This is a genomic window from Bradyrhizobium sp. 35, assembly GCF_023073215.1.
GTDB classification, from domain to species: domain Bacteria; phylum Pseudomonadota; class Alphaproteobacteria; order Rhizobiales; family Xanthobacteraceae; genus Bradyrhizobium; species Bradyrhizobium canariense_D.
The window spans coordinates 245,117-271,317 of the sequence record NZ_JADPJC010000050.1 but is presented as its reverse complement, the minus strand read 5'-3'; the positions used below and the strand labels follow the sequence as shown (position 1 = coordinate 271,317).

Below are 26,201 nucleotides of genomic sequence, written 5' to 3'. Positions count from 1 at the left end.
TTCACGCCCGCTTCCCGCTCCGCTTGCTCATTGGCGCGTTACGACGCTCGCGTTTGCCGCGCGCGATTTCCGTCGCCAGCGCATCCAGCTTCGGCTCCCAGAAATTGCGGAACTGACCGATCCATGCATCCACCGCTTGGAGGCCCGCAGCATCGACCGAATAGAGCCGTCTTTGCGCCTCCGCCCGAACCGTCGCGAAGCCGCTCTCGCGCAGCACCTTGAGGTGCTGCGACACGGCGGCCTGCGTGATCCCGAACTCCGCTCCGATCACTTCGACGACCTCGCCGGACGCCATCTCGCCGGGCGCAAGCAGCTCGAGGATGCGACGGCGGACGGGGTCGGCAAGGACCTCGAAGATTTGCATCAGCTTCCTGTGCCCGGATGCGCCACGTCGGGCGGCGTCTCGCCGCGATAGAAAGCGATGGTACGGTCCGACCGCTGTTTCGCGGACGCAGGATCCACGCCGCTTGCGACATGCGCTGCGCGCCAATACTCGCCGCTGCTCGTCATGAATTCCTTGCCCGCGGGAGAGCCCATCCATGCCTCGGCCGTCTCATGGTCGACCGATGCCCCGGTCGCAACATATCGCTCCAGCCCGGCAATGGCGAGATCCCAGCCGATCCCGACTGCCCCTGGACCGAACTGATTCCAATGATCCTCGATCATCGCGGTGTGCTCGAGCGTCAGCCGCGCCTGGCTTCGTTCTGCCGTCAGCTTGACGTCGATCCAGCTCATCGCGCCGCCGAATTCCCAGGTCGCCGCAAAATGGGTCGGCGGCGTACATGCCGTGATGGTCCCGCCTGTATTCCCCTTGAGCTGGTATTTTCCGCCGAGCCGGAGATCTCCCTCGACCGGCAAGAACCAGCGCGGAATGCGTTGCTCGCTGGTCACTGCGTCCCAGAGATCGTCGACGCTGGTCTCGTAAAGCCGCGTCAGTGTCACCGCACTGGCTGCCTTCCCGTCCTTCTCGAAATTCCTCACCGAACGCGTAACCAGCCCTAATACCCTGACGACGTCGATCTCCATGGCGCTCCTCCTTTTCGTTTCGTGCCAGGATTAATATCGGTCGACGCTAATATAAGTCAATTCTTATATTCAGGGAAAATACCGCTCAGATATTTCCCTGGTGGTTTCCCGAGCGCCTTCTTGAACATGGTGATGAAGGCCGCGACGGAGTCGTAGCCGAGATCGGCGGACACCTGCTGCACGCTCGCGCCGGACGTCAGCTCCCGCAAGGCGACGATCAGGTGCAATTGCTGGCGCCACCGCCCGAAGCTTAAGCCCGTCTCCCTGACCACGAGACGCGCGAGGCTGCTCTCGCTCAGCGTGACGCGATCGGCCCATTCGGCCAGCGTCCTGCGATCGGAAGGGTTTTTCGCCAGCGCCGCGGCAATCTTCTTCAACCGCGGCTCGGGCGAGAGCGGCAGATGCAGCTGCTGAACCGGCATGCGGGGAAGCTCGCGCAGCAGGACGCTCGCCAGAAGCTCCACCCTCGCCTCGTCATCCGCGATCTGATTGGCCAGCTCGACGATCACTTCACGCAGCAGTGGGGAGATCGAAAGCGTGCAGCACCGATCCGGCAGGTCCACGACCTCAGGCTCGATGTAGACGAAAAACAGCCGGGCGTTTTCCGTCGCGAGGTTGCTGTGCTGCATGCCTCCTGGAATCCACACCGCGCAATGCGGCGGCACCATCCACAGACCGGTGGGAACGCGGCACGTCACGGCGCCGCCCAGCGCAAAGACAAGTTGCCCCTTGCGGTGCCTGTGATCGGGCACCTCGTCCTTGGTCCCGATCACGTCGACGCGCACGGCGATAACGGGCGCGGAGACATCATCCACATCAAGATCAGGCCATGGAAAACGGAGCGGCTGCCGCATGTTGCCGGTTTTTAGAAATTGATTGGCAGAACATCTAAATCGAGCGAAGAGGAATGTCGATAGGGTGCCGCCTGAACCTGCCCGGGGGCGTCCGGGCGCCGCCCACGCTATCGAAAGAAACGGCCATGCATGGTTTCACGAGTACGACAGCAGCCGGGCTGCAACGCGTGGTCCGCACGCAAGCGGGGGCCGTGCGTGGCGGCCCGCGCGATGCAAGCGGCGTGATCGCGTTCAAAGGCATTCCCTACGCAGCACCGCCGGTCGGGCCTCTGCGTTGGTGCGCTCCGCAGCCCCCGGAGTCCTGGGATGGCGCGCGATGCGCTTGTGTTCGGCGCGGGGTGTCTATCGGCGCTCGAAAACGACCCGCGGCCGGGACCGCGCGACGAGGATTGCCTCTATCTCAACATCTGGACCGCGGCGAAGCACGCGGATGAGAACCGGCCCGTGATGGTGTGGATTCACGGCGGCGGCTTTCAGTTCGGCTCCTCGGCGAATCCCGCAACCGATGGCAACGCGCTAGCAGCGAAAGGTGTCGTCGTCGTCAGCTTCAACTACCGCCTCGGCATCTTAGGCTTCTTCGCCCACCCCGATCTCGACGCGGAGGCGCCTTCAGGCAATTACGGCCTGCAGGATCAACTGGCGGCGCTGCGCTGGGTCAAGGCCAACATCGCCGGCTTCGGAGGCGACCCCGAGAACGTCACCGTGTTCGGCGAATCCGCCGGCGCCATGGCCGTCGGAATCCTGATCGCCTCGCCGCTCGCGCACGGACTGTTTCACAAGGCCATAGGACAGAGCGGCGCGTTCTGGGATGGCAAACACGGCCCGCTTCAGGGCTTTGAAGAAGCCCGCGCGCGTGGTCTCGCTTTTGCCCGGCAGCAGGACAACGCGTCGATCGCAGCTTTGCGCAGCATGCCGGCCGATTCGTTGAATGCAGCCGCGCCGTGGAGTTTCAGGACCAGCCCGGTCGTGACGGCCTTCTCGCCGAGTATCGATGGTCTTGTCGTTCCTGATGTGCCCGCGCGGCGCTTCCGGCGCGGCGAACAGATGCACATCCCGCTGCTGGCGGGCTGGAATGCGGCCGAGGAATTTCCTTTCCGTTCGCAGTCACTCCCCGATCAATCGGCACAAGTCTTTCTCGCCGCGGCCGAGGCGATGTTCGGGAAGGAGCGCATGACCGATTTCTTGAAGGTCTATCCCGCGGCGACCGATGCGGAGGCCAGGACTTCCGCGGCGGCGCTCACGGGCGACATCGTGGTCGGCGAGCAATGCTGGCAGTGGCTGCGTCTGCATCGGCGCGGGGGACGAGCGCCGGTCTACGGCTATCACTTCAGCTATACCTCGCACTACACGCCGATCGCCTCGCACGTGACTGAAATTCCGTTCGTGTTCGGCACACTCACTCCGCAACAGGTGATCGGCAGCTCGGCACCGCCGGCCGAAGAGGACCGCGCTCTGGCGCGGACCATGATGGCCTATTGGGTGAATTTCGCAGCGCACGGCGATCCCAACGGATCAGGCCTGCCACCCTGGCCCACCTATGACGAGAACGACGTCGTGCAGATCCTGGGCACACCGATCGAAGCCCGTCCCAATCCGCAAGCCGCCCGGTTCCGCTTCCTCGCCAGTTTCAGGCAGGACGGCATTTTGCCGATGCGCTGGCGGGAGCTGCCATAGGCGTACCTCACCCGCCCGCCATCAGCTCCTTCGCCAGCGCCATGTAGGCAGGCAGCGTCACGGGATCGTTGGCGGCGTTGCCCGCGGCGGGGTGCGAGGCGTAGCGCGCGATCACCATCTCGGCCTTGGGATCGATATAGATGCCCTGGCCGTGAACGCCACGCGCCATATAGGCGCCGTGGGCGTTGTGCGTGACCCACCATTGATTGCGATAGGAGGCACCTGTTAGCGTGGTGTAGCCAGCCGGCTTGAATTTTTCGGGATCGCCGCCGCGCGCGATGTCCTCGACGACAGATGAAGGCACGATCTGCCGGCCGTTGGAGCGGCCGTGATTGCGCATGGTCTCGCCGAATCGGGCGAGATCGCGCAAGCAGGTCGACAGGCCGCCGCCGCCGCTTTCGGTGCCGATGCGATCGACGTGGTAATGCGCGTCTTCCTCCGCGCCCATCGGCTGCCAGATGCGCTCGGAGAGCAGATCGGACAACGTCATGCCGCTGACGCGCCGGATGATCCAGGCCAGCACGTCTGTGTTGACGGTCTTGTAGGCAAAGACCTTGCCGTGCTCGCCCTGCTTCTTTTGCCCGACCAGGAAATCGAAGATGGTGGTCGCACCGTCATAGTCGGGTGGAATCGGCGCCATGCCGTTGGCGCGCCGCAGTCCCCACACATGCGAGTTCTTGTCGGTGTAGATTTCGGTGTATTCGAGCCCGGTGGTCATATCTATGACCTCGTGCACGCGCGCGTCGCCGAACGCGCTCGCCTTCAGCTCCGGCACATAGTCCGTGACGGGCGCCTGCGGATCGATCTTGCCCTCGGCGACCAGAATGCCGGCGAGCAAGCCGGTGAACGACTTCGTCACCGACATCGCGATATGCGGCTTGTGCGGCTTCAACGCGCCGAAATAGCGCTCATAGATCAGCTTGCCCCGATGCAGCACGGCGATGCCGTCGGTGTAGGTTTCCTCGAGCATCTTCGCGAACGTCATGGGCCGCCTGTCCATGGTGGTCGAGGCCGACGCACCGATGTCGTGGTCTTCCCGCGGCAACACCGATGCAGGCCCCGCCCCGCGCCAGACATTCACGGTCGGCACCAGCTGGCGGATGTTGCTCCATGCCCAGCGTAGCTCGGGGAAGCTGCGGAACGAACCATCCTGGAAGCTGATGGTGCGGTCCGGAGACGGCGGGAAGCCGTTCATCCAGCCGAGTGTTTCGGGATCGGTTTCGGCGGCGGTTGCGGGCGACTGACTCGGCGCGGTGGCAGACATGAACATTGGCTCCGGAAGCGAACGACGGGGGTTTCGTATCATGGAGACGCGTGGCGAACATCCAGTGTTTGCGCCGAGGCGACCGTCGCCGTGGGCTGGGCACCAATCGTCTCCTGCGCGCCAGCCAACGTCGCACCATCTGCGTCAAACGGTCCCGCAAGGCGCGCTGAACAAAACACTTGCCTGAGGCTTCTATCGTCCTCAACCCGCCCACTTTGAAAAGACGGAAGACATCTCATGCAAGTTCGCAAGTTTGCCATCTCGGACGCAACGCTCGAGCGTTCGCCCGGCCAGGATGGGGACATATTCGTCGGCAACGTGATCGACCAGCGTCACGGCGCGCCGATCACCATCGGCTACGGCCGCTACGCGCCGAACCAGATCCTCGACGAGACAATCGCCGTCGACGACGTCATGATCGTGCTCGAAGGGAAGCTCTCGGTGTCGAGCAACGCCGGCACCGTGACCGCCGGTCCGGGCGAGACCGTCCACATGCCCAAGGGCACGCAGGTCACCATTCGCTCGCATGAGCAAGGCGCCGTCACCGCCTATGTCACCTATCCGCACTGGCAGGAGGCGCACGGGTGAAGCAGGCCTTTCGCGCACTGCGCACCCCGCTATCAATTGGCTCGATCGACGGCGCAGAGCCCCGTCGGTCGAGCCCGAGCGGATTCGTGGTCAGGTCAGGCGGACCGACATGCCGCCGTCAACCGTCATGGGGCTGCCCGTCATGAACGATGCCCGGTCGCTCAGGAGAAAAACCGCCGCCTGCGCGATCTCCTTGGGACTGGCCATCCGCTTCATCGGGTGGAGCCCGGCGATGAAATTCAGGGCGTCGGGATTTCCTTCGCCCGCCGCCGGGGTGATGGTCCCTCCAGGCAGAAGCGCGTTGACGCGAATGCCTTCGGCCGCATGCTCGGCGCCCAGTGATTGAGCCAGGCCGATCAGTCCTGCCTTTGAGGCTGCGTACGCCGCCATTCCCGGCAGGCCCCCGTTGCTGAAGCCAACGAAGGACGAGGTGAAAACGATCGAACCGCCGCCCTGCTTGCGCAGTGCCGGGATCTGCGCCTTCGCGCTGAGGAACGCCGAGGTGAGATTCACCGCAAGCACATCGGTCCAGTTTTCGACGCTCATCTCGGGGACTGGCGTCATCTCGCCGACAATGCCGGCATTGTTGAAAGCGCCGTCGAGCTTTCCGAAAGTCTTGACGGCGTGCTCGACAAGGCGGGCTGCATAGCCGGTGTCCCGAACATCCCCGGCGAGAAACGTCGCGCGCCCTCCGGCGCTCTTGATGCTTGCAACAACGGCCTGCAGCTCGGGGCCGCGACGCGCCCCGAGCACCACATCGGCGCCTTCGGACGCGAACAACGATGCTGCGGCAGCACCGATACCGCTGCTGGCGCCGGTTACGATGATCGTCTTGTTTGCCAGTTCCACCGTGAGACTCTCCTGATGTCAAAAAGGAGCCGAACAAGACATCAGGCACCAGCGAGCTGCCACCCGTTTCCCGAGTTGAACGCGGGATCACATCGTGGCGGTATTGATCCGCGAATGGCGGCCTGCCGGTCTCCGCGATCGGAGTGACAGGCCGCCGTCAGCAGACGCTACTTCAGCGGCAAGAAAACGTCCGCGACCGTCTCGTGCTCCGGCACCTCCGGGAACAGGCTCAGCCGCTGGCAATAGATCGGGAAGTCGCGCGCTTCTTCGCCGCTGGCGGGAAGCCAGTCGCGATAAAGGAAGAGCGCGGCCGGCTCGAGATTGTCGGTGTAGCCGACGACGCGCAGCACCGCGCAGCGTCCGCCGGGGATCTCGCTGGCCTTGATTTCTTCGCCGTTCGCCACGATCGCTTGTGCGGTCCCGACGCAAAGGTCCACGCTGTAATCGGCGGGTGATGCAGGCCGCCGCTCGGAACGCCAGACATTGAAGGTCGGACTTGTGCTGGGGTGCAGGTGAGCCGCCTTGCGCCACGCGATGAAGCGCTGGATTGTGGCGGGAAGCGTCGCCGGGTCGCCGCGATGCTCTATGATCGCCACCGGTGTCGGGGGCACATCGCGGATCGTCACGTCGTCAGTGGTAAGGGTCTTCTGCATGAGCTTGCTCCTCGCATTGTCGAGAGGCCCTAAGGCCGCAAGCCACGGCTCCCAGTCGGGAGACTTCCGGAACGACGACGGAGATTGCCCGAACCGTTGCCGAAAGGCGCGGGCGAAGGCATCCGGTGCGTCGTAACCGGCATCCATCGCAACTTCCGTGACATCAAGGGCGTCCATATAGGCCAGCTGGTGCGAAGCGCGCTTCATGCGGGCCAGCTGGACATAGCGATGCACAGATAATCCGAAGGTTGCCGAGAACTGCCGGTGGAAATGAAATTTCGAGAAGGCGGCAACAGCGCTTAAGCCGTCCAGGTCCAGATCTCCGTCGAGATGCCGGTCGATATGGTCCAGCACCCGTCGCATGCGGTCCTGATAGTTTTGCAGCGCCGCCTTCATCGTCCCTCCTCCGTGGCGGCGCCATCTAGTCGCTGACGGCCATGACACGCTCGACCGATCTTGCGGTTTGGCACGGATCGCTAGCCCGGATGGAGCTACGTCCGGCAACTGGTTTCCTCAGGGAAGACCACACCGATTGCAAGCACCTTCCTCTACGCGTTAGACTGTCGGCCCCCCTTCACCCACAAAGTGGGCGTTCCCCTTCAAGATGTCAGTACGGATGAACTGCCTTCCTCTGCACGAACTGGCGCCCGACTTCGAACGCTTCATCCGCGATCTCGAGGACTTCAATCGTGGCTGATGCGGTCACCGGCCATCCGGGCTGCGGCTTCAGGGAAATCTCATTCGCAAACGGAATCCAAGCATGACTGCAACTCAGCATCCTCCAGGCGAGGCGCAGGCGTCCACGAAGATAGCGGCGGTCAGGGTATCAAAGAGCGCTGGGACGATCGATGTCAAACACGTCGATCTGTCGGTCCTGGAGCAGATCCTCCAGCGCTTCGGGCCCGTTCGCCAGCGCGTAGTCCCGCTCGGCGTCGGAAATAGGCAGTACCTGCAGCTAGGCGACGGACTTGGCCGAGAAGGACTGTGTTTCCAGGTCCCACACGAACGGAGAGATGAGCATGGCGTGCTTCATCTCGCGCCCTTCGCCATACAGTTCCAGGGCTCGCGGAATGACGACGCCGGGCAAGGGTGTGATCTCGCCCTTCTTGATGCTGAAAGCGCAAGTCGCGATCATGTTGGCGCCCTCGGCCGTCGCCAGAGCCAGCAGAATCTCGACGCCCAGGGCCTTGCCGCCAGACGTCAGGCCGGTTTTTGCGTCAGAGAGCGCGAGGCTGGCATAAGTGGAAACGCCTCCTGCCGGCACGTCCTTGATGATCATGATGTCGACGTCACTGACGTGGGCGTCATCCCAATATTTCGTAACCGTCGGTGAACCCTGCGTAACATCTCTCAGATAGCGGGCGAGAGATTTGTTGTCTTCCGAAACCGCCATGGCTCCTCACGTCAAAAATCCAAGGTCGTCGGCAGTCATATCTTCAACACCATGACTGCGAGCATACGATCGCCGCTCTGGCCTGTCGTGGGACCTCGGTATAGACGGGGCCGGCGGTCATATCCATGACCACGTTCTGGCGCGCGGTGGACTTCCTCGGCCAGGCACAATTCCATCAAGATCTAGCAGACGCCGGAACGAAAAAGCGGAGCCCGCATGTCGCGGGCTCCCCCTCCTGCATTCCGACGTGATGCGGCTGTTACCGGCCGGCAGGCTCCAATGCCTTTTGCACCATCGCGGTGTCGACATATTGGGTCATGCTGGCGATCTTGCCGTCCTTCACCAGATAGAGATGCGCGAAATTGGCGCGCATGGACTTGCCCGTCGCCTTGTAGGTCCCGGAGTAGACGCCGAAGGCGGCGACGCGGTCGCCGTCTTCGAGATAGGTGTGAACATCGGCGCGGTAGCCGGTCCATTCGATGGCGAGACGCCGGAACACGCCTGATATGATCGCCTCGGCCCCGACATAGGTGCCCGCGTATGGAAACCCTTCCGCTTCGGTCCATGCGGCATCGGGAGCGAGAGCGGCCAGCAAGTTGCGGCCGTTCTCTTCCGACGATGATCCCTCATAGGTGGCGCGGATCAGGTCGAGGTTCGCCCCCATCTCAACCCCACTTCATCTCGCCGGTGGCGAGCTTGGCGCCGATGTCGAGCGCAACGCCCATGCCGAGGCCGGGGAAGCGCGCTTCCATCGCCGCCTTGAGCGCCGCCGAATCCTTGGTTTTGGCCAACTCTTCGTCGAACGCCTTGAGGTAGGCGATGGTGTGCTCGACACCGGACAGGTCGGTCTTCGCATCCGCCGACAAATGGCCGGGCACGACGATCGCCGGCTTGCGCGCCGCGATCTTTTCGAGATTGGCGATCCAGGCGGCGCGCTGCTCCCTGGTCGGCGTGTCGGCGGTCCAGACATGGACGCCGGAGAAGATCAGCACGCCGCCGAACACCGCGTTGAGCGAGGGTACGAACAGATAGCGCCGGTTGGCCAGGCCGTCGGCGCTGACGATCTCGATGGTCTCGCCGTCGACGCTGAGCGTCTTGCCGTCGAACGCTTCGGGGATGACCACATCGGCCAGCACCTGCGGGCCGTTCGCCTTGAGTTGCGGCCCCCAGACGGCAAGCTTCTTTTCGACGCTGGCGTGAATGGCCGCCAATGTCGCTGGCGACGCGAGCACGCGGGCCTCGGGGAAGACAGCCTTGATCGCGCCGAGGCTGAAATAATAATCCGGGTCCGACTGGCTGATATAGATGGTGGTGAGCTTCTTGCCGGTGGCCTTGATGGCGTCGGCGACAGCCTTGCCATCGGACAGCGTGAAGCCGCCATCGATCAGCACGGCTTCGCTTGGCCCGGACACCAGAACGGGCGCCCGGAAGAAGCCGTTCTGTCCGGCCGGAAAATGCTTCCAGGCGAGCCCGCCCGCGGCATGGCCGAGGCCTGCGGGTGCGAAGACGGCGGCGGCGCCCGCGGCGAGAGTGGTTTTCATGATGGTTCTCCTTGTCGGCATGTTGGTCTCCTGGTGCTAGTCTGCGATTGGGAAATTCACACTGATCGTCCGGTCGTGTTGACCGCTGCGCTCAGGCCGCCTTCAGTCCGTCGATCAGGACGTTCAGGCTGCCGAACAGGGCGCTTGCCTGCACGAGGCGGCGGTCATCGCCCGCCCCGACGATGAGGGCCGGGACGCCGCTTGCACCGAACCGGCGCATCTCGGCACGCGCGGCCTCGAGGCGTGCGCGATACGCGGCGATCAACGCGGCGTCGGGGCTCGCCAGGCGCGCGGCAACCTCCGGCAAATTCATCGCGCGCAGCACATCCGACAGAACGGAGATGTCCGTGCTGTCGCGGCCCTCGACATAGCGGACGAGCTGGAAGGCCTTCAGCGCCGCGAACTCCCGATCAGGCGCCGTGAGCGCGACAGCCGTGAGCGCCAGTGTCGCCGGACCGGAATCGAACAGGCGCGTACGGTCGCCCAGCACATCGCGGCGATAGGCTTCGCTGAAGGGCTGGCCGCTCAAGCGCGAAATCCGCTGGTCGTTGCTCCAGGCATAAGCGGCAAAGCCGTCGTCCATCGGACGGGCGCCCTCGCCGGCGAACAGACCTGTCGGCGCAAGTTCGACAGCGAAATCCGGACAGGTCACGAGCTGTTCGAGCAGCGTGGCGGCGCCGTAGCACCAGCCGCAGAGCGGATCGAACAGGTAGGTGATTTGAATGGGCGCGGACATGGCGATCTCCTTGAACCGCAATGTGGCACGCGCACATTGGTAGATAAATATCAACAAAACAGACATAATGTATGGTATTGACTGACAATAAATCTGACCGGACAGAGCCCATGAACCTGAACCGACTGGCCTACTTCGCAGCCGTCGTGGACACCGGATCCTTCACCCGGGCCGCCGAGCGGCTCGGCATCACCAAGGCCGTGGTGAGTCAGCAGGTGGCGCAGCTGGAGCGCGGTCTCGGCACCAGCCTGCTCGTGCGCACGACGCGCCGGGTTCATCCGACCGAGGCGGGCCGCATGTTTCATTCGCGCTGCGTCATGATCCTGCGCGAAGCGGAGGATGCCTTCGACGAGCTCGCTCAGGCAGCCGCCGCGCCGACCGGCACCTTGCGGATCACGGCGCCCAACGACTACGGCACCGCCGTCGTCATCGCCGTCGTCACGGCCTACGCGGCACGCTATCCCCACTGCCGCGTGGAGTTGACGCTCGAAGATCAGACGGTCGACCTCGCCTCAGGCCAGATCGACATGGCGATCCGTGTGGGGTGGCTGGTCGATTCCAGCCTGCAGGCGCGCAAGATCGGATCGTTCCGGCAATGTCTGGTCGGCGCTCCCGCATTCGCGGATCGGATCGCCGCCGCGCGCGATCCCGACGAATTGGTGACGCTACCGTTCATCGCCAACATGGCGCTGCGCGAGCCGTTGCTGTGGCAGTTCTCGCGCGGTGATCTCGATCGATGCGCCGTGCGCCTGCAGGCGAGCATCGCCATCGACACGACGCCGGGGGTGCTCGCAGCGGTGCTCGCCGGCGGCGGCCTTTCGGTGCTGCCGGATTTCCTGGTGGCCGACGATCTCGCGGCGGGCCGCCTCATCCACATCCTGCCGCAATGGCAACTGCCATCCGGCGGCATCCACACGGTCTACCCCGCAGCCCGCTTCCGCCCGCCGAAGGTGACCGCGTTTGTGGAGATGCTGATTGCGGCTCAGCGGCGGGCGGGTACGAACGCATGAGCCGTATGGTTTTGCTTATTGCTTGAAACAATGCTCGCGGTGCCACTTTAAGAAGTGCGGATGTGGCCGATCTGACGCACGACGCGGCGCAAGAGCGCGCTCCGTCTTGTTGATGATCGATTGCACTCCCTCCAGATCGTTTGTCTGGCGCGAGATCAATATCTCCAGATCGTCCGCGAAGCTGATGAGACCACGATCAAACATCCAATGTGCGGTGCCCGAAAGAGCAACGCCATTGCTGATGATGTCCGGCCCGTTTGCCTCGACGGAGCGTATGTGAGCCGCCGCGACCTCCGCGCGCCCCATTCCATTGATGAGCTTGAGGCCGGTGATGGCGCAACGCTCTTCATAGGCACGCAGCACGATGCGGCGGAAAACTCGATCACGCAGGACTTTCGAGATCGTTACGCTAACACGGTCGCGCTGCTGCTCAACCGCGAATGGCACCTGCGGCTGGTCATTAAGATCGAGCGATGGAAGGTCGCCGTCGCGCCGCGGCAGCAGCGGCGCGTTCTCCGCGAAACCAAGCTCGCATATTCTATTGAAATCGTCGGGAGAGATTGGGCGGACTGCGGACTGAGCGCGTCCTGAAATCCGCCCCTGTTCGTTAAGAACACCGCGCTCTACTGGACCCGTCGGTCCGTTGAATGGGACTGAATTGGCAAAATCGAGATAGCTTCCCGGTTCCATTAAAGCGAGATACATCCCGGAAGTACCGGGATCGGGAAGAACCTGCTGAACCCGAGCAATTGCAAAGTAACCGCGCGTTTCAGCAACCTTGCTCGGTTCGTAATATACTATCCAATCGCCGATGCAGGCTTCAACGCGATGAAGATATTGACTGGGAAATTGGTACTGCTCAGCGGGGCTGTCGTCGTAGATCGAGTCCAATCGATGGATGAATACCCCAAACCCCATGACCTAAGCGGCGCTGCCTCTCCAGGAAACAACACCCAGCGATGCTGGATCAATAGCAGTCACAACCCTACTCCCACTCGATTGTTTCGGAAGCACGATAACGCCTTGATCTGTCGAGGCCAAGCTTTCCGCCCCCGACCCGCCCCGCGTCACTCGCGCGCCACCGACAGCCCCGCCAGCAGCGGCGCGTACGCGGCGAGCCTGCGTGATACGAACTCCGTGAACAGCCGCACGCGCTTGGTCTTGCGCGTCTCTCCCTGCGTGAGGAGCCAGACCGTTCCGTACATGTGCAGGTCGGTCCCCGGCACCCGCACCAGCAGCGGGTCGGCATCGCCGACGAAGCACGGCAGTGTCGTGATCCCCAGCCCTTGCCGGACAGCAGCGATCTGCGCTCCGGCGTCACTGGTCCTGAATGGAACGTCCGTGGTGCGAACCTCGCCCGCGCTGGCCCAATCCGGGATGCCGTGCATGCTGATGACGATCCAGCGGAAGGGATCCGGCGCGCCCGCACGCCACGCGGCCAGTCGATCCCTGGACATGTAGACGGCGCCGAACAGCTCCGGTCCCTTCATGCCATGAAGATTTTGCGGCAGGGTTTTGCGCTCGTAGACGACGCGGATCGCGACGTCGGCCTCACGGTTGGTCAGATTTGCCAGTTCGCCGAACGACAGGACATCCATCTCGATATCGGGATGCAGACGCGCGAAATCGGCGAAATCAGGCATCAGCAAATGTGTCGCCATCGGCGGCGCCAGCGTCACCCGCAGACGCCCGCGCACGCTCTGATCGCGCCCGAACACGCGCGTCTCCAGCTGGTGTGACGAGGCTTCCATCTGGTCGGCGAATTCGAGGACCTCCTCGCCCGCAGCCGTCAGCCGGTAGCCCGAAGGCAGCTTTTCGAACATCTGGACCCCAAGGCGTTCCTCGAGCTGGGCGATGCGTCGCAGCACGGTCGCGTGGTTCACGCCGAGGTGCTCGGCGGCCGCCCGCACCGAGCCTCCCCGCGCGACGGCTAGAAAATAGCGAACATCGTCCCAGTCGATCATGGTGCAATCCCGCACCGCGCGGTGCGCCTTTCAAGCCGTATCTGATGCCTCCTACAGCAGTATGGGCAGTGATCATAGCCGGTTCCGGCCAGCAGGGCCCTTTCTGAGCGACGGACACCGATCGTCGCCGTCGGCGTTAGTCGTCCGGCCGGATCGATTTCGCACCACCGATGTGCGCGCTTCCGCACTCAACGCTTAGGGCCGGCGGACCTATGTCGGGGTCCTCGGGGGCAGATGCTGCCCCGACACCACGACAGGAGACATTATGGGAAAGCTTGACGGCAAGGTTGCAGTCATCACGGGTGGCGCGACCGGCATCGGCCGCGCCGCGGCAAAGCGCTTCATCGAGGATGGCGCTTTCGTCTTCATCTTCGGCCGCCGACAGCAAGCCCTCGACGCTGCTGTCGCCGCCCTCGGGCCCAATGCCCGCGCGGTGAAGGGCTCGGTCTCGGATGAAGCCGACCTCGACCGCCTCTACGCGGCGGTGAAGGCCGAGCGCGGAACCCTCGACATCGTCTTCGCCAATGCCGGCGCGGGAAGTCAGCTTGCGCTCGGCAAGATCACCGCCGCGCACATCGATGAGGCCTTCGACACCAATGTGAAGGGTACGATTTTCACGGTGCAGAAGGCGCTGCCGCTGATGCGCCGGGGCGGTTCGATCATCCTGACGGGATCGAGCGCCGGCACGACGGGCGCCCCGGCCATGAGCGCCTACAGCGCGAGCAAGGCGGCCGTGCGAAACCTCGCGCGGACCTGGGCGGAGGACCTGAAAGGCAGCGGCATCCGGGTCAACGTGCTGTCGCCCGGAGCGACCGCGACCGAACTCGCGAAGGAAGCGCTGGGCGAAGAGGGACAGAAGGTGTTCGCCGCGATGACTCCGCTGCAGCGCATGGCCGATCCGGCGGAGATCGGGGCGGTGGCTGCCTTTCTCGCCTCCTCGGACAGCAGCTTCATGACCGCCAGCGAAGTCGCCGTCGACGGCGGCCTGGCGCAACTCTGATCCCGGCGCGGTCCCGCGCCTGGCCCACACACAATGAAAGATAAACATCATGAAAAAACTAGAAGGCAAGATCGCCGTCATCACCGGCGGCAGCAGCGGCATTGGATTGGCCACGGCCAAGCGCTTCGTGGACGAAGGTGCGCACGTGGTGATCACCGGGCGACGCGAGAAAGAGCTGAAGGAGGCCGCAGCCTTCATCGAGAGAAACGTGACGACGGTCGTGAGCGACGTGTCGCGCCTGGAAGATCTGGACCGGCTCTATGCCGTCGTGAAGGAGAAACATGGTCACATCGACATTCTCTTCGCGAACGCAGGCGCGGGGACAATCGCGCCGCTCGCGCTAGCGACCAAGGCCCATTTCGACCAGACCTTCGATGTGAACGTGAAAGGCCTGTTCTTTACGGTGCAGAAAGCCCTCCCTCTTTAAGGACGGCGGTTCGATCATCCTGAACTCTTCGGTGTCGAACGTGAAGGGGTTGCCGGGGTTCAGCGTCTACGCCGCGAGCAAGGCGGCGGTGCGCAGCTTCTCGCGCGCTTGGACGCTGGAGCTGAAGGACCGCAAAATCCGCGTCAATACGATGAGCCCCGGGCCAACGGAGACCCCCGCCCTGGAGACGACGACGGGCTTGACCCGCGAGCAAGCCGAGCAAGCGGCCAGCCAATTTGCTTCACAGGTCCCGATGGGTCGCAGGGGCAAGCCGGAGGAAATCGCGGCTGCCGTCACGTTCCTCGCCTCCGATGAAAGTTCTTACATCACCGGCGTGGATCTCGCCGTCGATGGCGGCATGGCCCAGGTCTGACCGCGCCATCGACACAAGTTCGGAGAAACATCATGAGCTACGCAATCATCGGCTTCGGCCCTATCGGCCAAGCCGTGGCCAGCGCGTTTGCCCGCAACGGCATCGAAGTCTCCGTTGCAACCACGCGCGACCCGGAAAGCTTTACATCCGCCGCGGCCGTGATCGGACCCTCGATCATTCCCAAAAAGCTGGCGGACGCCGTCAAGGCGGACATCGTCTTTTTGGCGGTCCGTTTCGAGTCCCACCAGGATGTCGCGAAAGCGCTGCCCACCTGGCAGGGCAAGACGATCGTCGATGTGACCAACGCCTACGGCGTGCCGCCTGAGAGACTGGGGGGACAACCTTCGTCCAAGGCCCTCGCGCAAGCCTTCACCGGCGGTCGACTGGTCAAGGGCTTCAACCATTTGGGTGCTGCCGTCCTTGCCCAGGATCCGGCCCTCCATGGTGGCAGGAGAGTCGTGTTCCTGGCGAGCGACGATCACGACGCCACAGTGGAGATTGGCACGCTTGCGGAAACTCTCGGCTTCGCGCCGATCAAGCTTGGCGGGCTTTCGGAAGGCGGACTGCTCCTGCAGGCGCGTGGAAACAGCTGGGGTCAACTGATCTTCAAGGATCTGGTCAAGTTCGACTGACGAACACGAGGTTCCCACCCTGGGGGATACGACACACGGGATCGGATCGCGCGCGATCCGATCCGAGTGACATGGAGAAATGACTATGAGCACCGACAAGAACATCCAGACCGTGAAGGACTTCTTCGCCGCGATCGGCGGAGGCGACAGGGAAACTCTGCTGGCGCTGATCGCCGAAGACATCGAGTGGATCATCCCCGGCGAGGACTGGCCGCTGGCCGGAACGCATCGCGGGCACGACGGGGGGGCGGATTTGCTCGAGAGGGCATCCAAGTCGATCGAAACGTCCACCGAACCCCGCGAGTTCGTGGCGCAAGGAGACCGGGTCCTGGTCGTCGGATTCGCAAAGGGAAAGATCAAAGCCACGAACAAGACGTTTAGGGACGACTGGGTCTTCGCCATCACCGTTCGCAACGGCAAACTGACGAACATCCGGGAGTACGTCGACACGCAGGCACTGGCACGAGCCGCGCGCGTGTCGAATGCCCAAGCCTAAAGGAAATCCAGATGTACGACCAATCCAAGCTGTCCGAGTTGATCCGGTTCGCACGTATCGATGCGGGCGCCACCGTGATCGACGTTTACCCAGGCGACGGCGACTGGACCCGTGTCTTCTCCGAGATCGTGGGACCCGAAGGACGGGTTGACAGCTTCGTGCCGGCCGAAGTCGCGCACTTCAAGAACGATCCGCTCGGCCTTATGCGGAGGCTTGCGAAGGAGCCGGGCCGAGACAACGTCGAAGCCGTGTCAGCGGACCTCGTGGCGATGCCGCAGGTCACGCGACCAGCGGATGTCCTGTGGCTGCACCTGTTCTATCACGACCTCCACACCGCGCTGATCCAGGCCAGGGGCGCGACGGCGGCCGACTTCAATCGCGCCGTCTACGAGCGGCTGAAGCCCGGCGGGTGCTACGTCATCGTCGACCACGCCGCCGCGCTCGGGGCGGGCACGAGCGAGGCCCAATCGCTGCATCGGCTTGAGCCTGCATCCGTTCGCAAGGAGGTGGAGGCGGCCGGCTTCGTGCTGGACGCGGAAAGCACCCTGCTCGCGAACAAGGACGATCCGCACACGATCAAGGTGTTCGATCCCGCGATCAAGGGCAAGACCGATCGCTTCGCCTATCGGTTCGTGAAGCCGTGACAGAGATCGTAGGGCGGATTAGCGAAGCGTAATCTGCCATCTTGCGCGCGACTCGGCGAGAGAGGCCAGATTTGCGGCTAATCCGCCCTACGCATCCGCTGCAGGTCAATTTCGGTTCTTGAGCTTTCGATGCAACCGGATCACTTTTTAGTCCTGCCGTCAGATGGCAGCTCCGCCGACCCGCCGATTTTGTTCGAGACCACGTAGATGTCGACGCCGCTCATCGAGCATTCCTCGCTTGATGCCTGGTTTTTCGTGATGACCTCGATCGTCTTGCCATCCTTGGTGTGAAACGTGATGTCGTAAACCTGCTGGTAGAGGTCTTTGCCGATCTTTTCGGATGCGAGACGAACGGCCTTGGTCTGCGCCTCGATCACTGATGGGATATCAATCAGGCCGGCGTTCTTGAGGTGCACGAGGGCCATGTTGGTGGGCCAACTCGCGCAGTCCGGAGACTTCGCCAGAGCCACCGCAGCCGGCATGGCAAATATTGCGGCCATCACCACTTTCAACGCGGCGCGCATCAGCATGCCTCGGTCTCTAAAAACTACTCCCACTCAATCGTCCCAGGCGGCTTGCTGGTCACGTCATACACCACCCGGTTCACGCCCTTCACCTCGTTGATGATGCGCGTCGCGGTCTCGCCCAAGAACTTCATGTCGAACTGGTAGAAGTCCGCGGTCATGCCGTCGGTGGAGGTGACGGCGCGCAGGCCGACGACGAAGTCGTAGGTGCGGCCGTCGCCCATGACGCCCACGGTCTTCACAGGAAGCAGCACGGCAAAGGCCTGCCAGATGTCGTCGTAGAGACCGTGCTTCCTGATCTGGTCGATGTAGACCGCGTCCGCCTTGCGCAGGATCGCGAGCTTGTCGCGGGTGATCTCGCCGGGGCAGCGGATGGCGAGGCCGGGGCCCGGGAACGGGTGGCGGCCGACGAAGATTTCGGGCAGGCCGAGCTCGCGGCCGAGCTTGCGCACCTCGTCCTTGAACAGCTCGCGCAGGGGCTCGACCAGCTTCATGTTCATGCGCTCGGGGAGACCGCCGACATTGTGGTGCGACTTGATCGTCACCGACGGGCCGCCGGTGAAGGAGACGCTCTCGATCACGTCAGGATAGAGCGTGCCTTGCGCCAGGAAGTCAGCGCCGCCGATCTTCTTGGCCTCCGCCTCGAACACCTCGATGAAGAGGCGACCGATGGTCTTGCGCTTCACTTCCGGGTCGGTGACGCCTTCGAGCTCGCCCAAAAACTGCTTCGAGGCATCCACGTGCACGAGCGGGATGTTGTAGTGGTGGCGGAACAGGTCGACGACCGTCTTCGCTTCGTCAAGGCGCAGCATGCCGTGATCAACGAAAACGCAGGTGAGCTGCTCGCCGATCGCTTCGTGGATCAGCACGGCCGCGACCGCGGAATCGACCCCACCGGACAGGCCGCAGAGCACCCTGCCCTTGCCGACCTGGGCGCGGATCTTGGCGATCTCCTCCTCGCGGAAGGCGCGCATGGTCCAGTCACCGGACAGGCCTGCGATCTTGCGAACGAAATTGCGGATGAGTTTGGCGCCGTCCGGTGTGTGCACCACTTCGGGGTGGAACATCAGGCCGTAATATTTGCGCGTCTCGTCCTGGATGATGGCGAACGGCGCGTTCGGCGAGGTGCCGGCCACCGAGAAGCCCGGCGGCATCTTGGTGATGCGGTCGCCATGGCTCATCCAGACCTGGTTCTTGCCGCCTGGCGACCAGACGTCCTCGAACAGCTTGCTCGGCGCTTTCACCTCGACATCGGCGCGGCCGAATTCGCGGTGATGGCCGCCCTCGACCGTGCCCCCGAGCTGCTCCGCCATGGCCATCTGGCCGTAGCAGATGCCCATCACCGGCACGCCGGAATCGAAGATCGCTTGCGGGGCGCGGGGCGAGCCGGCCTCATGCACCGATTCAGGGCCGCCGGAGAGAATCACCGCCTTCGGCTTCATCTCGTTGAAGGCTTGTTCGGCCTTGTTGAACGGGACGATCTCGCAATAGACGCCGTCCTCGCGCACGCGACGCGCAATGAGCTGCGTCACCTGGCTGCCGAAGTCGACGATGAGAATCTTGTCATGCGCCGAGGCCACAGAGGGCGTCGACGCGGAGCGGTCGGTCTGTGCTGCTGTCATGGCAAGCAGATACGCGACGGGGGCTTTTCCCGCAACCGCGCGGGCCGCGCGCCCACATTCTTCTTTGGGGTATGGACAAATCGATATAGGTAAGTATTATTGACCTATATGGCCCGCCACTCACCAAGGGCCGATCAGGGAGAACGCCATGCCAAACCATCATCAGCCGTCATCGCTTGCAGAGCTCGGCCGCACCTGGGTCGAGGCCTGGAACGCGCGCGACCTCGAACGCGTGCTCACGCTCTATGACGAGGACACCGTGATGACCTCGGACCGCATCCCCGCGATGGGATTCGATGAAAGCGGCACCGTGCGCGGCAAGGATGCGTTGCGCGCCTATTGGGGCAAGGCGCTCGCCCTGTTGCCGAATCTGCATTTCTCGCTGATCGAATTGTTCGTCAGCCCTGATAGCGTGGTGGTGTTCTACGAGAACGAGCGGGGAAAGCGGATCTGCGAATATCTGCGGGTGAACGCGGCCGGAAAGATCGTGCAGGGATCGGCGAATCATCCGGTGCCCTGATCGCGCTTCTAGCTCGAGGACGCACCAAGGCCGACGCGAATCAGCGCTTGCGCAGACCGGCCTTTCTCACCCTGGTATCGGACCATGCCAGCGGACGGCCGGCCCGCGACGGAAGCACGAGCTTCCCGACCGGCTGGCCCGTCTCGTCCACCAGGTCCGAATGGACTTCGCCGCGCGCGTAGAGATTCGCTTCGCCCCATTGGCGCAAGCTGACCACGACTGGAAACAGCTCGCGCCCCCTCTTGGTCAGCGCATATTCCCGATAGGCGCTGCCATCGGAGGCCGGAATCAGTTCGAGCACGCCAAGCTCCACCAGCCTGTGCAGGCGCGCAGTGAGCATGCCCTTGGCGATACCGAGGTTGTTCTGGAAATCGCCAAATCGACGCAGCCCGTCGAAGGCATCGCGCACGATCAGAAGCGACCAAATGTCCCCAACTGCGTCCAGTGCACGCGCCACCGGGCAGTCAGCCTCGGCAAAACCGGTCCGCTTCATTCGCCGCCTCCAAACTGGTCTTAAAATAGGACTGGACAGTACGGTGTGCAACTGGTCTTATTTTAAGACTAGATAGAACGTGCCGGAGACGACAATGACAATCCACGATGCCGCCACAGCCGGACCGACCAACGCCGACGAAAAGGCCGACGATGACGCCGGGCGCGGGCTCTCGCACGGGATGGCGATGCTGCTGGCGCTGACCTGCGGCCTGAGCGTCGCCAATATCTACTTCGCGCAGCCGCTGCTCGATGCAATGGCGCGCGATCTCGGCATCGACCCCGCCGCGATCGGGATGGTGGTGACCTTTACCCAGATCGGCTACGCGTTCGGCTTGATCCTAATCGTGCCGCTCGGCGACCTCTGGGATCGCCGCCGCCTGATCGTCGGCCAGACCGTGCTGTCGGCGATCGGCCTCGTCATCGTCGGCACGGCGGCGCATGCCGCCGTGCTGCTTGTGGGAATGGCGCTAGTCGGCATGCTCGCCGTCGTCGTCCAGGTCCTCGTCGCCTTTGCCGCGACGCTGGCCAGACCGGACGGGCGCGGCCGCGCGATCGGCACCGTCACGAGCGGCGGCGTTGCCGGCATCCTGCTGGCGCGGTTCGCCTCGGGCGCCCTGGCCGATTTCGGCGGCTGGCGAATGGTCTACCTGGTCTCGGCCGGCCTCATGCTGGCCATGGCGGCGCTGCTCCTGCGCGTGCTGCCGCGCGGCCGGCAGTCGGCGCTGGCCCGATCCTCTTATCTGTCGCTGTTGCGCTCAACCGCCTCGCTGTTTGTCGAGGAGCCGATACTGCGCGAGCGCGCGTTGTTTGCGTTTCTGATCTTCGCCAATCTCAACGTGTTCTGGACGTCGATCGTGCTGCCGCTCTCGGCGCCTCCCTTCGCGCTGTCGCATACCACGATCGGATTGCTCGGCGTCGCCGGGTTCGCCGGAGCGCTCGCGGCGCGCAATGCCGGGCGGCTTGCCGATCTCGGATGGGCCCAGCGGACCACCGGGCTGTCACTGCTGCTGATGCTGGGTGCCTGGGCTCCGATCGCCTGCCTGCAAAGCTCGCTCTGGCTGGTCGTCGCCGGCGTGATCGTGCTGGATCTGGGACTCCAGGCCGTGCACGTGACGAGCCAGAGCCTGATCATCGCCGTGCGGCCCGATGCGGCGAGCCGACTGGTGGGCGGTTACATGGTGTTCTACTCGGTCGGAAGCGCGATTGGCGCGATCGCGTCGACGATGGTGTACGCGATGGCCGGCTGGTCCGGCGTCTGCGTGCTCGGCGCGGGAATCAGTGCCGCCGCGCTGCTGGTCTGGGTCATCATCGCAAGCAGGATGCCGGTGACGGCAGATTGCGCGCTGATGCATGGGCAAAAATAAGGGCCGAAAACAATAAGAACTGTAAAAATGAGGACTACCGCGAAAGCATCCGATAGTAACGGCACTGCCGTCGCCGCCCCAGGATCACCATCATGAAGCTGCCCACCTCCCCCTTCACCGTCACCGACTGGAGCAAGGTCGAGCCGACCGTCCATCCCGGCGAGACCGGGCAAGCCCAGTGGCGCACGCTCGACATCGGCGATCTCCGGGTGCGGATGGTCGAATATTCGCCGGGCTATCTCGCCGACCATTGGTGCGACCGCGGCCACGTGCTGTACGTGCTGCAGGGCGAGCTCGACAGCGAGCTGCGCGACGGCCGCAAGTTCAAGCTCACGGCGGGGATGAGCTACCAGGTCTCGGATTTCGGCGATGCAGCGCACCGGTCCTCGACGGCGACGGGGGCGACGCTGTTTATCGTCGATTGAGGCGCCCCGGAAGGGTTAATTTGCACCGCAAAATAGCAAAATTCGGCGACATCCCGAGCGGCGGGTGGTGCCTTGAAGTGGCCCCAAAATCTCGCTATATTGTGATCATCGATACTTGGCCGAACGACTGGGCCGCTTCGCTTCGTTGCTGACGGGCGCGCACGCTTCAGATGATTTCTCCAACATCGACTGATCAGGACTATGGGCGCAATAGTGCGTACCGGTCCGCGTGTTAACTTCTTAAGCAAAGGAAATTCCCATGGCTATGGGCACCGTGAAGTGGTTCAACAATCAAAAGGGCTTTGGTTTCATTCAGCCGGATGACGGCGACAAGGACGTGTTCGTGCACATCAGCGCCGTCGAGCGCGCTGGCCTCTCGACCCTCAACGAAGGTCAGAAGGTCTCGTTCGACATTGTCGCCGATCGTCGCAGCGGCAAGTCCTCGGCTGACAATCTCCGCGTCGGCTAAAGCCCGCGCACCGTTCTGACCACGGACGTACCGGCAGAACGTCGAGTTAGAAAACCCCGCGACCGGGTTCCGGTTCGCGGGGTTCTTGTTTGGTGAGACAGGCGTCGCGTCATCCGCGATGTCGTGGGGTGGGCTATGCCTTCTTCAAGACCGAGACGAAGAACCCGTCCGTTCCCGTCCGCCGCGGTGTCATCAGCCAGCCTTCCGGCGATTGCAGCGCGGCTTGCGCAAACTCCTCGGCCTTGTCCCAGAGCACGCTCGCGGTCTGCTCGGGCGGCACCACAGCGAAGTCGGGATGGCGGGCGGTGAACGCCCTCACCTGGTCGCCGTTCTCCTCTGAGAGCACCGAGCAGGTGATGTAGGCAATGCGGCCGCCGGCCTTGAGCAGCGGAACCGCGCGATCGAGCACCGCGGTCTGGTCCCGCAGGCGGATCTCCAGCGCGCCCGGACGCATGCGCCATTTGGCATCGGGATTGCGGCGCCAGGTTCCGGTTCCCGTGCAGGGCGCGTCGATCACGACGAGGTCGGCGGTCGCGCTGATCTCCGCCAGCGGATCGGCCTCGCCCTTGGGCGTGCGCACATCGGCATTGTGGACGCCGGCGCGCGACAGGCGTTCGTGAATGGGCGCAAGTTGCCGCTTGTCGGTGTCGGTCGCGATCAGCCGGCCCTTGCCCTGCATCATCGCGGCGAGCGCCAGCGTCTTGCCGCCGGCCCCCGCACAGAGATCGATCACCTGCTCGCCGGGTTTTGCCGCGGTCAAGGCAGCCGCAAGCTGTGACCCCTCATCCTGCACTTCAATGGCACCCTTGATAAAATCCTCTTCGGCCTGGATACCGGGGTTGCGCGCATCGGCCGAAAGCTCGATGCGCAGGCCGGTTGCGGACCAACGCGTCGGTTTCGCATGAAGGTGAGCAAGCGCCCCCAGCGTCTTGTCGCGATTGGATTTTAACGTGTTGACGCGCAGGTCGAGCGGCGCCCGGCTCGCCATCGCGGCCGCCTCCGCGACGCGTTCGTCGCCGAACGCTTTTGCCAAATACGGATCCAGCCATTCCGGATAGTCACCGGCGATCGCGGCCGGGGCACCTTCAAGCGACCGCGAGGCGAGCGCGGCCTGCTCGGGCTCGGTCAACGGCGCGGGGGCAAAGCGGCTGCCGTCGAACAGCGCGGCCATCGTCGCCGTATCCATGTTGCGCTCGAGGCGAAGCATGCCGATCAGCCGCGCACGCGCGGTATCCGAATCCATCAGGTAGGCGCTCGAGGCATAGCGGCGCAGCACGTCCCAGACGAGGCCGGCAATGGCGGCGCGGTCGCCGGATCCGGCGAAGCGGTGCGCGGTGCCCCACTCCTTCAGCGCCTTGGCCGCGGGCACGCGGTCCTTCTCGATGGTGTCGATCAGTTCGATGGCTGCGGACAGCCGGGCAGCGGGAGTCATTTGAATCTTTCAGATCAAATCCGACGGCTAACCGTCAGATCAACAAGAGCATCTTCAGTGCGAAGTAGATCCACATCGCGAGCAGCACGAGCACGCCGGCGAGCCAGATCGTGGAGCGGCGCCCGAGATTGTTGGAGGAAACGAAGATTCCGGCATGGACGAAGCGCGTCACCACGAACACCCAGGACATCAGCACGATGAAGAGATCGGCATGGCGCAACGGGAGCGCCAGCGCGATCAGGGCGTAGAACAGCACCGGCAATTCGAACTGGTTGCGGTAGCAATTGGCGATTTGTGTGGCGCCCTTGGGCCAGTTGGGCTCGCCGAGCGCAATGTCACGGCTCTTGGTCTCGCCGGAGACGAGCGCGCGCCGGCGTCCCAGCGCCATGGCGATCAGGAGCGCGAAGGTGAGACCGACCTGCACGAAGACCGGCAGCAAAACCATTTGAATGGACATCGGAATTTCCCGGGATTTCCCATCCGGCGGAGACCACAGCTAGCGTCCATTAGCGGTCACCGCTGGTCCTGACAATCAACGAGTTGAACCGGCGTTCCCGATGAGGCGACCCACTGTCGACAGTTAAAGCGATTTCCCCCTTTGGGGCGCGCAAGGCGAGAGACCGCCATGAACACCCTCTTCAGCCAGTTCGGCAGCCTGACCGGCGCTTTGACCGAGTCCGCCGACGGCCAGTTCGGCATCCTGATGTCGGCGCTGGCAGGCATCGCGACGGCGCTCGCGGTGGCGCTGGCAATGACGGTCTACTTCCGAATGAGCTATCGGACCTGGCGCGATGTCCTCAGGCATGGCCTCGCTGCGCTCGCCGCCCTCGCTCTGTTTGCGTTTGCCGCCTACGACATGCGCCGTGCCGCGCTGGCCTATCTCGGCCTCAATCCCTCGAAACCCGCGGTCGAGTTCGAGATCCGCATGCCCAAGGAGACCTTGGCGGCGGCGTCCGACACCCAGATCGAGCTGCATACCGACCGCAACCAGACGCTGGCACTGGTCGAGGGCGTGCGGGAGCTCGGTGATGGCCGCTCCGTGCTGCGTGGCGCGGTACCGCTCAACCACCGCACTGCGGACCGCGTGCTGGTCGTGAACCTGCCCGGCAAGGGCACCTTCGAATTCCGCCTCCGCCTGCCGGCCGAGCCGCATCGCTCCGAACAGTCCGGCGCTCAGTCCGGCGCTCAGTTCGGCCCTCAGTTCGGCCCTCAGTTCGGCCCTTGGCACCTCGCCGACCGCATCGCCTCGCCGCTGGCAAGCCCGGTCGCGCCGCAGGACGCCTACACAATCCGCTATCGCGTGCTTTAAACTTTGTTCGATCGCTGACCGCGGACGCGCCGTCATCGTTCCGACGTCGGGCGTGGCCTATGATCGATCCATGTCCGAATTTCGCCTGACACAGATCTCCGACACCCATCTTGGCCGGCGCTTCCCTGGCCTGATCGCCAACTTCCAGGCGCTCAGCGAGCATATCGACACCGATAGGCCCGATCTCGTTGTCAACACCGGCGACGTCTCGTTCGACGGGCCGACCAGCCGCGACGATGTCGAATTCGCCAAGGGCCTGCACGATGCCCTGCCCGTCGCCTGCCGCTACATCCCCGGCAATCACGACATTGGCGACAATCCGACCGCGATCGGCCCTGCGCCGAAGCCGCCGGTCGCGGAAGCGCATCGTCAGCAATTCCGCGAGATCATCGGCGAGGACCATTGGTCGTTCGAGGCCGCGGGCTGGTGCTTCCTCGGCCTCAACTCGCTGGTGATGAACTCAGGGCTCGCCTTCGAGGCCGAGCAGTTCGATTGGCTTGCTTCGGAAGTTTCGCGCACGAACGGCAAGCCGGTCGCGCTGTTCGTACACAAGCCGGTATTTCTCAACGGGCCCGACGAACCCGAGACGCCGGAGACGTCGATCCGCTATGTGCCGCAGCCGGCCCGCACGCGGCTGATCGAGATGTTTGCACATGTCGACCTGCGCCTCATCGCCAGCGGTCACGTGCACCAGCGGCGCGACTTTACCTGGCGCCACACCCGCCACGTCTGGGTGCCGTCGGCCGGCTTCAAGATCAACGATGCGCGCCAGGACCGGATCGCGATCAAGGAGGTCGGGCTCGTGGAGTACCGCTTCCAGCCCGACGGCTTCGAGGTTCGCCACGTCAGGGCCGCGGCCCAGGTCGATATCGATATCGAGGAGCTGCTCGCCCAGATGGGCGGTGCGCATTAGCGCC

Annotated in this window: 29 protein-coding genes and 3 pseudogenes; 15 read left to right on the top strand and 17 right to left on the bottom strand. The window is 63.8% G+C overall.

Translation table 11 applies throughout. From position 1 onward, the window contains the following. Position 1 precedes the first annotated feature (1 nt). The 3 genes from IVB36_RS09480 to IVB36_RS09470 are packed head-to-tail and all read right to left on the bottom strand — an operon-like array spanning position 2 to position 1,880. Complete coding sequence (locus tag IVB36_RS09480) at positions 2–364, bottom strand: metalloregulator ArsR/SmtB family transcription factor (RefSeq protein ID WP_018459176.1); 363 nt, start codon at positions 362–364, stop codon at positions 2–4. After that, entirely contained in the window at positions 364–1,026 is a 663-nt protein-coding gene (locus IVB36_RS09475; RefSeq protein ID WP_247391353.1) for an SRPBCC family protein, read from the bottom strand. The genes IVB36_RS09480 and IVB36_RS09475 overlap by 1 nt, the downstream gene beginning before the upstream one ends. Positions 1,027–1,082: 56 nt before the next feature. Next, a complete protein-coding gene (locus IVB36_RS09470) occupies positions 1,083–1,880 on the bottom strand; it encodes a helix-turn-helix transcriptional regulator (RefSeq protein ID WP_247391351.1) in 798 nt (265 codons plus the stop codon). Between the two features lie 53 nt (positions 1,881–1,933). Between IVB36_RS09470 and IVB36_RS09465 the strand changes: the two are divergent. Both IVB36_RS09465 and IVB36_RS09460 read left to right on the top strand, forming a co-directional pair. Further along, positions 1,934–2,143: pseudogene (locus IVB36_RS09465) on the top strand (hypothetical protein); the annotation flags it as partial. 43 nt (positions 2,144–2,186) lie between these two features. Further along, complete coding sequence (locus IVB36_RS09460) at positions 2,187–3,554, top strand: carboxylesterase family protein (RefSeq protein WP_247391349.1); 1,368 nt, start codon at positions 2,187–2,189, stop codon at positions 3,552–3,554. Between the two features lie 7 nt (positions 3,555–3,561). Here the strand turns inward: IVB36_RS09460 and IVB36_RS09455 are convergent, their stop codons facing one another. After that, positions 3,562–4,818: a serine hydrolase gene (locus IVB36_RS09455; protein WP_247391347.1), complete on the bottom strand. Its 1,257-nt coding sequence runs from the start codon at positions 4,816–4,818 to the stop codon at positions 3,562–3,564. A 237-nt stretch (positions 4,819–5,055) separates the two neighbouring features. Between IVB36_RS09455 and IVB36_RS09450 the strand changes: the two genes are divergently transcribed. Continuing rightward, positions 5,056–5,406, top strand: coding sequence for an ethanolamine utilization protein (locus tag IVB36_RS09450; RefSeq protein ID WP_085395943.1), 351 nt, complete (start codon positions 5,056–5,058; stop codon positions 5,404–5,406). A gap of 90 nt (positions 5,407–5,496) precedes the next feature. Here IVB36_RS09450 and IVB36_RS09445 read toward each other — a convergent pair whose 3' ends face one another. The 6 genes and pseudogenes from IVB36_RS09445 to IVB36_RS09420 all read right to left on the bottom strand — a co-directional run bounded on the left by IVB36_RS09445 (position 5,497) and on the right by IVB36_RS09420 (position 10,578). Further along, positions 5,497–6,255, bottom strand: a complete 759-nt coding sequence (locus IVB36_RS09445; RefSeq protein ID WP_085395942.1) for an SDR family oxidoreductase — start codon at positions 6,253–6,255, stop codon at positions 5,497–5,499. Between the two features lie 167 nt (positions 6,256–6,422). After that, positions 6,423–7,304, bottom strand: a complete 882-nt coding sequence (locus tag IVB36_RS09440) for an AraC family transcriptional regulator (protein WP_247391345.1) — start codon at positions 7,302–7,304, stop codon at positions 6,423–6,425. A 430-nt stretch (positions 7,305–7,734) separates the two neighbouring features. Next, positions 7,735–8,187 (bottom strand): annotated as a pseudogene (locus IVB36_RS09435) (suppressor of fused domain protein). A 373-nt stretch (positions 8,188–8,560) separates the two neighbouring features. Further along, the gene (locus IVB36_RS09430) at positions 8,561–8,965 is read right to left on the bottom strand and encodes a nuclear transport factor 2 family protein (RefSeq protein WP_204510960.1); all 405 of its coding nucleotides are present in this window, start codon (positions 8,963–8,965) and stop codon (positions 8,561–8,563) included. A gap of 1 nt (position 8,966) precedes the next feature. Beyond that, the gene (locus IVB36_RS09425) at positions 8,967–9,863 is read right to left on the bottom strand and encodes an MBL fold metallo-hydrolase (protein WP_247391343.1); all 897 of its coding nucleotides are present in this window, start codon (positions 9,861–9,863) and stop codon (positions 8,967–8,969) included. Positions 9,864–9,933: 70 nt separating this feature from the next. Next, the gene (locus tag IVB36_RS09420; protein ID WP_247297507.1) at positions 9,934–10,578 is read right to left on the bottom strand and encodes a DsbA family protein; all 645 of its coding nucleotides are present in this window, start codon (positions 10,576–10,578) and stop codon (positions 9,934–9,936) included. A gap of 110 nt (positions 10,579–10,688) precedes the next feature. Between IVB36_RS09420 and IVB36_RS09415 the strand changes: the two genes are divergently transcribed. After that, positions 10,689–11,588 carry a LysR family transcriptional regulator gene (locus IVB36_RS09415; protein WP_247391341.1) on the top strand — a complete coding sequence of 300 codons (900 nt, stop codon included), beginning with the start codon at positions 10,689–10,691 and terminating at the stop codon, positions 11,586–11,588. A 15-nt stretch (positions 11,589–11,603) separates the two neighbouring features. Here the strand turns inward: IVB36_RS09415 and IVB36_RS09410 are convergent, their stop codons facing one another. Then, entirely contained in the window at positions 11,604–12,506 is a 903-nt protein-coding gene (locus IVB36_RS09410) for an HNH endonuclease (RefSeq protein WP_085352865.1), read from the bottom strand. A gap of 149 nt (positions 12,507–12,655) precedes the next feature. Next, positions 12,656–13,552, bottom strand: a complete 897-nt coding sequence (locus tag IVB36_RS09405) for a LysR family transcriptional regulator (protein WP_018459184.1) — start codon at positions 13,550–13,552, stop codon at positions 12,656–12,658. 265 nt (positions 13,553–13,817) lie between these two features. Between IVB36_RS09405 and IVB36_RS09400 the strand changes: the two genes are divergently transcribed. From IVB36_RS09400 to IVB36_RS09380, 5 genes and pseudogenes are all read left to right on the top strand, one after another. Next, on the top strand, positions 13,818–14,552 hold the full coding sequence (locus IVB36_RS09400; protein ID WP_085352864.1) for an SDR family oxidoreductase: 735 nt from the start codon (positions 13,818–13,820) through the stop codon (positions 14,550–14,552). Positions 14,553–14,601: 49 nt separating this feature from the next. Continuing rightward, a pseudogene (locus tag IVB36_RS09395) lies at positions 14,602–15,352 on the top strand (glucose 1-dehydrogenase). A gap of 32 nt (positions 15,353–15,384) precedes the next feature. Then, positions 15,385–15,984 carry an NADPH-dependent F420 reductase gene (locus IVB36_RS09390; protein WP_247391339.1) on the top strand — a complete coding sequence of 200 codons (600 nt, stop codon included), beginning with the start codon at positions 15,385–15,387 and terminating at the stop codon, positions 15,982–15,984. 85 nt (positions 15,985–16,069) lie between these two features. Next, positions 16,070–16,480: a nuclear transport factor 2 family protein gene (locus IVB36_RS09385; RefSeq protein WP_247391337.1), complete on the top strand. Its 411-nt coding sequence runs from the start codon at positions 16,070–16,072 to the stop codon at positions 16,478–16,480. Between the two features lie 11 nt (positions 16,481–16,491). Next, a complete protein-coding gene (locus IVB36_RS09380) occupies positions 16,492–17,124 on the top strand; it encodes a class I SAM-dependent methyltransferase (protein ID WP_247391335.1) in 633 nt (210 codons plus the stop codon). A gap of 140 nt (positions 17,125–17,264) precedes the next feature. Here the strand turns inward: IVB36_RS09380 and IVB36_RS09375 are convergent, their stop codons facing one another. Both IVB36_RS09375 and guaA read right to left on the bottom strand, forming a co-directional pair. Next, on the bottom strand, positions 17,265–17,654 hold the full coding sequence (locus IVB36_RS09375) for a hypothetical protein (protein WP_247391333.1): 390 nt from the start codon (positions 17,652–17,654) through the stop codon (positions 17,265–17,267). A 17-nt stretch (positions 17,655–17,671) separates the two neighbouring features. After that, on the bottom strand, positions 17,672–19,270 hold the full coding sequence (gene guaA / locus IVB36_RS09370; protein ID WP_247391331.1) for a glutamine-hydrolyzing GMP synthase: 1,599 nt from the start codon (positions 19,268–19,270) through the stop codon (positions 17,672–17,674). Between the two features lie 148 nt (positions 19,271–19,418). On the opposite strand from guaA, the gene IVB36_RS09365 reads away from it, so the two are divergent. After that, entirely contained in the window at positions 19,419–19,790 is a 372-nt protein-coding gene (locus IVB36_RS09365) for a nuclear transport factor 2 family protein (protein ID WP_085395931.1), read from the top strand. Positions 19,791–19,830: 40 nt separating this feature from the next. Here the strand turns inward: IVB36_RS09365 and IVB36_RS09360 are convergent, their stop codons facing one another. Beyond that, on the bottom strand, positions 19,831–20,283 hold the full coding sequence (locus IVB36_RS09360; RefSeq protein WP_085395930.1) for a helix-turn-helix domain-containing protein: 453 nt from the start codon (positions 20,281–20,283) through the stop codon (positions 19,831–19,833). 181 nt (positions 20,284–20,464) lie between these two features. Here IVB36_RS09360 and IVB36_RS09355 point away from each other — a divergent pair, with 181 nt between their 5' ends. The 3 genes from IVB36_RS09355 to IVB36_RS09345 all read left to right on the top strand — a co-directional run bounded on the left by IVB36_RS09355 (position 20,465) and on the right by IVB36_RS09345 (position 22,543). Next, positions 20,465–21,649 carry an MFS transporter gene (locus IVB36_RS09355; RefSeq protein ID WP_247391446.1) on the top strand — a complete coding sequence of 395 codons (1,185 nt, stop codon included), beginning with the start codon at positions 20,465–20,467 and terminating at the stop codon, positions 21,647–21,649. A gap of 92 nt (positions 21,650–21,741) precedes the next feature. Continuing rightward, positions 21,742–22,074, top strand: a complete 333-nt coding sequence (locus tag IVB36_RS09350) for a DHCW motif cupin fold protein (protein WP_018459194.1) — start codon at positions 21,742–21,744, stop codon at positions 22,072–22,074. A gap of 259 nt (positions 22,075–22,333) precedes the next feature. Beyond that, positions 22,334–22,543, top strand: coding sequence for a cold-shock protein (locus tag IVB36_RS09345; protein ID WP_007592195.1), 210 nt, complete (start codon positions 22,334–22,336; stop codon positions 22,541–22,543). Between the two features lie 133 nt (positions 22,544–22,676). Here IVB36_RS09345 and IVB36_RS09340 read toward each other — a convergent pair whose 3' ends face one another. Together IVB36_RS09340 and IVB36_RS09335 are read right to left on the bottom strand one after the other, a co-directional pair. Continuing rightward, on the bottom strand, positions 22,677–23,975 hold the full coding sequence (locus IVB36_RS09340; protein WP_247391329.1) for an RsmB/NOP family class I SAM-dependent RNA methyltransferase: 1,299 nt from the start codon (positions 23,973–23,975) through the stop codon (positions 22,677–22,679). 34 nt (positions 23,976–24,009) lie between these two features. Next, complete coding sequence (locus tag IVB36_RS09335; protein WP_026233755.1) at positions 24,010–24,432, bottom strand: MAPEG family protein; 423 nt, start codon at positions 24,430–24,432, stop codon at positions 24,010–24,012. 168 nt (positions 24,433–24,600) lie between these two features. Between IVB36_RS09335 and IVB36_RS09330 the strand changes: the two genes are divergently transcribed. Together IVB36_RS09330 and IVB36_RS09325 are read left to right on the top strand one after the other, a co-directional pair. After that, the gene (locus tag IVB36_RS09330; protein ID WP_247391327.1) at positions 24,601–25,284 is read left to right on the top strand and encodes an acriflavin resistance protein; all 684 of its coding nucleotides are present in this window, start codon (positions 24,601–24,603) and stop codon (positions 25,282–25,284) included. Positions 25,285–25,354: 70 nt separating this feature from the next. Next, positions 25,355–26,197, top strand: a complete 843-nt coding sequence (locus IVB36_RS09325; protein WP_247391325.1) for a metallophosphoesterase — start codon at positions 25,355–25,357, stop codon at positions 26,195–26,197. Positions 26,198–26,201: the final 4 nt, after the last annotated feature.

Bases quoted from the DNA above. Each gene is read 5' to 3' on its own strand.
- IVB36_RS09415 (WP_247391341.1), top strand. From the start codon at position 10,689: ATGAACCTGAACCGACTGGCCTACTTCGCAGCCGTCGTGGACACCGGA.
- IVB36_RS09345 (WP_007592195.1), top strand. From the start codon at position 22,334: ATGGCTATGGGCACCGTGAAGTGGTTCAACAATCAAAAGGGCTTTGGT.
- IVB36_RS09460 (WP_247391349.1), top strand. From the start codon at position 2,187: ATGGCGCGCGATGCGCTTGTGTTCGGCGCGGGGTGTCTATCGGCGCTC.
- IVB36_RS09425 (WP_247391343.1), bottom strand. From the start codon at position 9,863: ATGCCGACAAGGAGAACCATCATGAAAACCACTCTCGCCGCGGGCGCC.
- IVB36_RS09350 (WP_018459194.1), top strand. From the start codon at position 21,742: ATGAAGCTGCCCACCTCCCCCTTCACCGTCACCGACTGGAGCAAGGTC.
- IVB36_RS09430 (WP_204510960.1), bottom strand. From the start codon at position 8,965: ATGGGGGCGAACCTCGACCTGATCCGCGCCACCTATGAGGGATCATCG.
- IVB36_RS09420 (WP_247297507.1), bottom strand. From the start codon at position 10,578: ATGTCCGCGCCCATTCAAATCACCTACCTGTTCGATCCGCTCTGCGGC.
- IVB36_RS09360 (WP_085395930.1), bottom strand. From the start codon at position 20,283: ATGAAGCGGACCGGTTTTGCCGAGGCTGACTGCCCGGTGGCGCGTGCA.
- IVB36_RS09405 (WP_018459184.1), bottom strand. From the start codon at position 13,552: ATGATCGACTGGGACGATGTTCGCTATTTTCTAGCCGTCGCGCGGGGA.
- IVB36_RS09450 (WP_085395943.1), top strand. From the start codon at position 5,056: ATGCAAGTTCGCAAGTTTGCCATCTCGGACGCAACGCTCGAGCGTTCG.
- IVB36_RS09380 (WP_247391335.1), top strand. From the start codon at position 16,492: ATGTACGACCAATCCAAGCTGTCCGAGTTGATCCGGTTCGCACGTATC.
- IVB36_RS09440 (WP_247391345.1), bottom strand. From the start codon at position 7,304: ATGAAGGCGGCGCTGCAAAACTATCAGGACCGCATGCGACGGGTGCTG.
- IVB36_RS09475 (WP_247391353.1), bottom strand. From the start codon at position 1,026: ATGGAGATCGACGTCGTCAGGGTATTAGGGCTGGTTACGCGTTCGGTG.
- IVB36_RS09400 (WP_085352864.1), top strand. From the start codon at position 13,818: ATGGGAAAGCTTGACGGCAAGGTTGCAGTCATCACGGGTGGCGCGACC.
- IVB36_RS09470 (WP_247391351.1), bottom strand. From the start codon at position 1,880: ATGCGGCAGCCGCTCCGTTTTCCATGGCCTGATCTTGATGTGGATGAT.
- IVB36_RS09480 (WP_018459176.1), bottom strand. From the start codon at position 364: ATGCAAATCTTCGAGGTCCTTGCCGACCCCGTCCGCCGTCGCATCCTC.
- IVB36_RS09375 (WP_247391333.1), bottom strand. From the start codon at position 17,654: ATGCTGATGCGCGCCGCGTTGAAAGTGGTGATGGCCGCAATATTTGCC.
- IVB36_RS09410 (WP_085352865.1), bottom strand. From the start codon at position 12,506: ATGGGGTTTGGGGTATTCATCCATCGATTGGACTCGATCTACGACGAC.
- guaA (WP_247391331.1), bottom strand. From the start codon at position 19,270: ATGACAGCAGCACAGACCGACCGCTCCGCGTCGACGCCCTCTGTGGCC.
- IVB36_RS09390 (WP_247391339.1), top strand. From the start codon at position 15,385: ATGAGCTACGCAATCATCGGCTTCGGCCCTATCGGCCAAGCCGTGGCC.
- IVB36_RS09325 (WP_247391325.1), top strand. From the start codon at position 25,355: ATGTCCGAATTTCGCCTGACACAGATCTCCGACACCCATCTTGGCCGG.
- IVB36_RS09335 (WP_026233755.1), bottom strand. From the start codon at position 24,432: ATGTCCATTCAAATGGTTTTGCTGCCGGTCTTCGTGCAGGTCGGTCTC.
- IVB36_RS09355 (WP_247391446.1), top strand. From the start codon at position 20,465: ATGGCGATGCTGCTGGCGCTGACCTGCGGCCTGAGCGTCGCCAATATC.
- IVB36_RS09385 (WP_247391337.1), top strand. From the start codon at position 16,070: ATGAGCACCGACAAGAACATCCAGACCGTGAAGGACTTCTTCGCCGCG.
- IVB36_RS09365 (WP_085395931.1), top strand. From the start codon at position 19,419: ATGCCAAACCATCATCAGCCGTCATCGCTTGCAGAGCTCGGCCGCACC.
- IVB36_RS09455 (WP_247391347.1), bottom strand. From the start codon at position 4,818: ATGTCTGCCACCGCGCCGAGTCAGTCGCCCGCAACCGCCGCCGAAACC.
- IVB36_RS09340 (WP_247391329.1), bottom strand. From the start codon at position 23,975: ATGACTCCCGCTGCCCGGCTGTCCGCAGCCATCGAACTGATCGACACC.
- IVB36_RS09330 (WP_247391327.1), top strand. From the start codon at position 24,601: ATGAACACCCTCTTCAGCCAGTTCGGCAGCCTGACCGGCGCTTTGACC.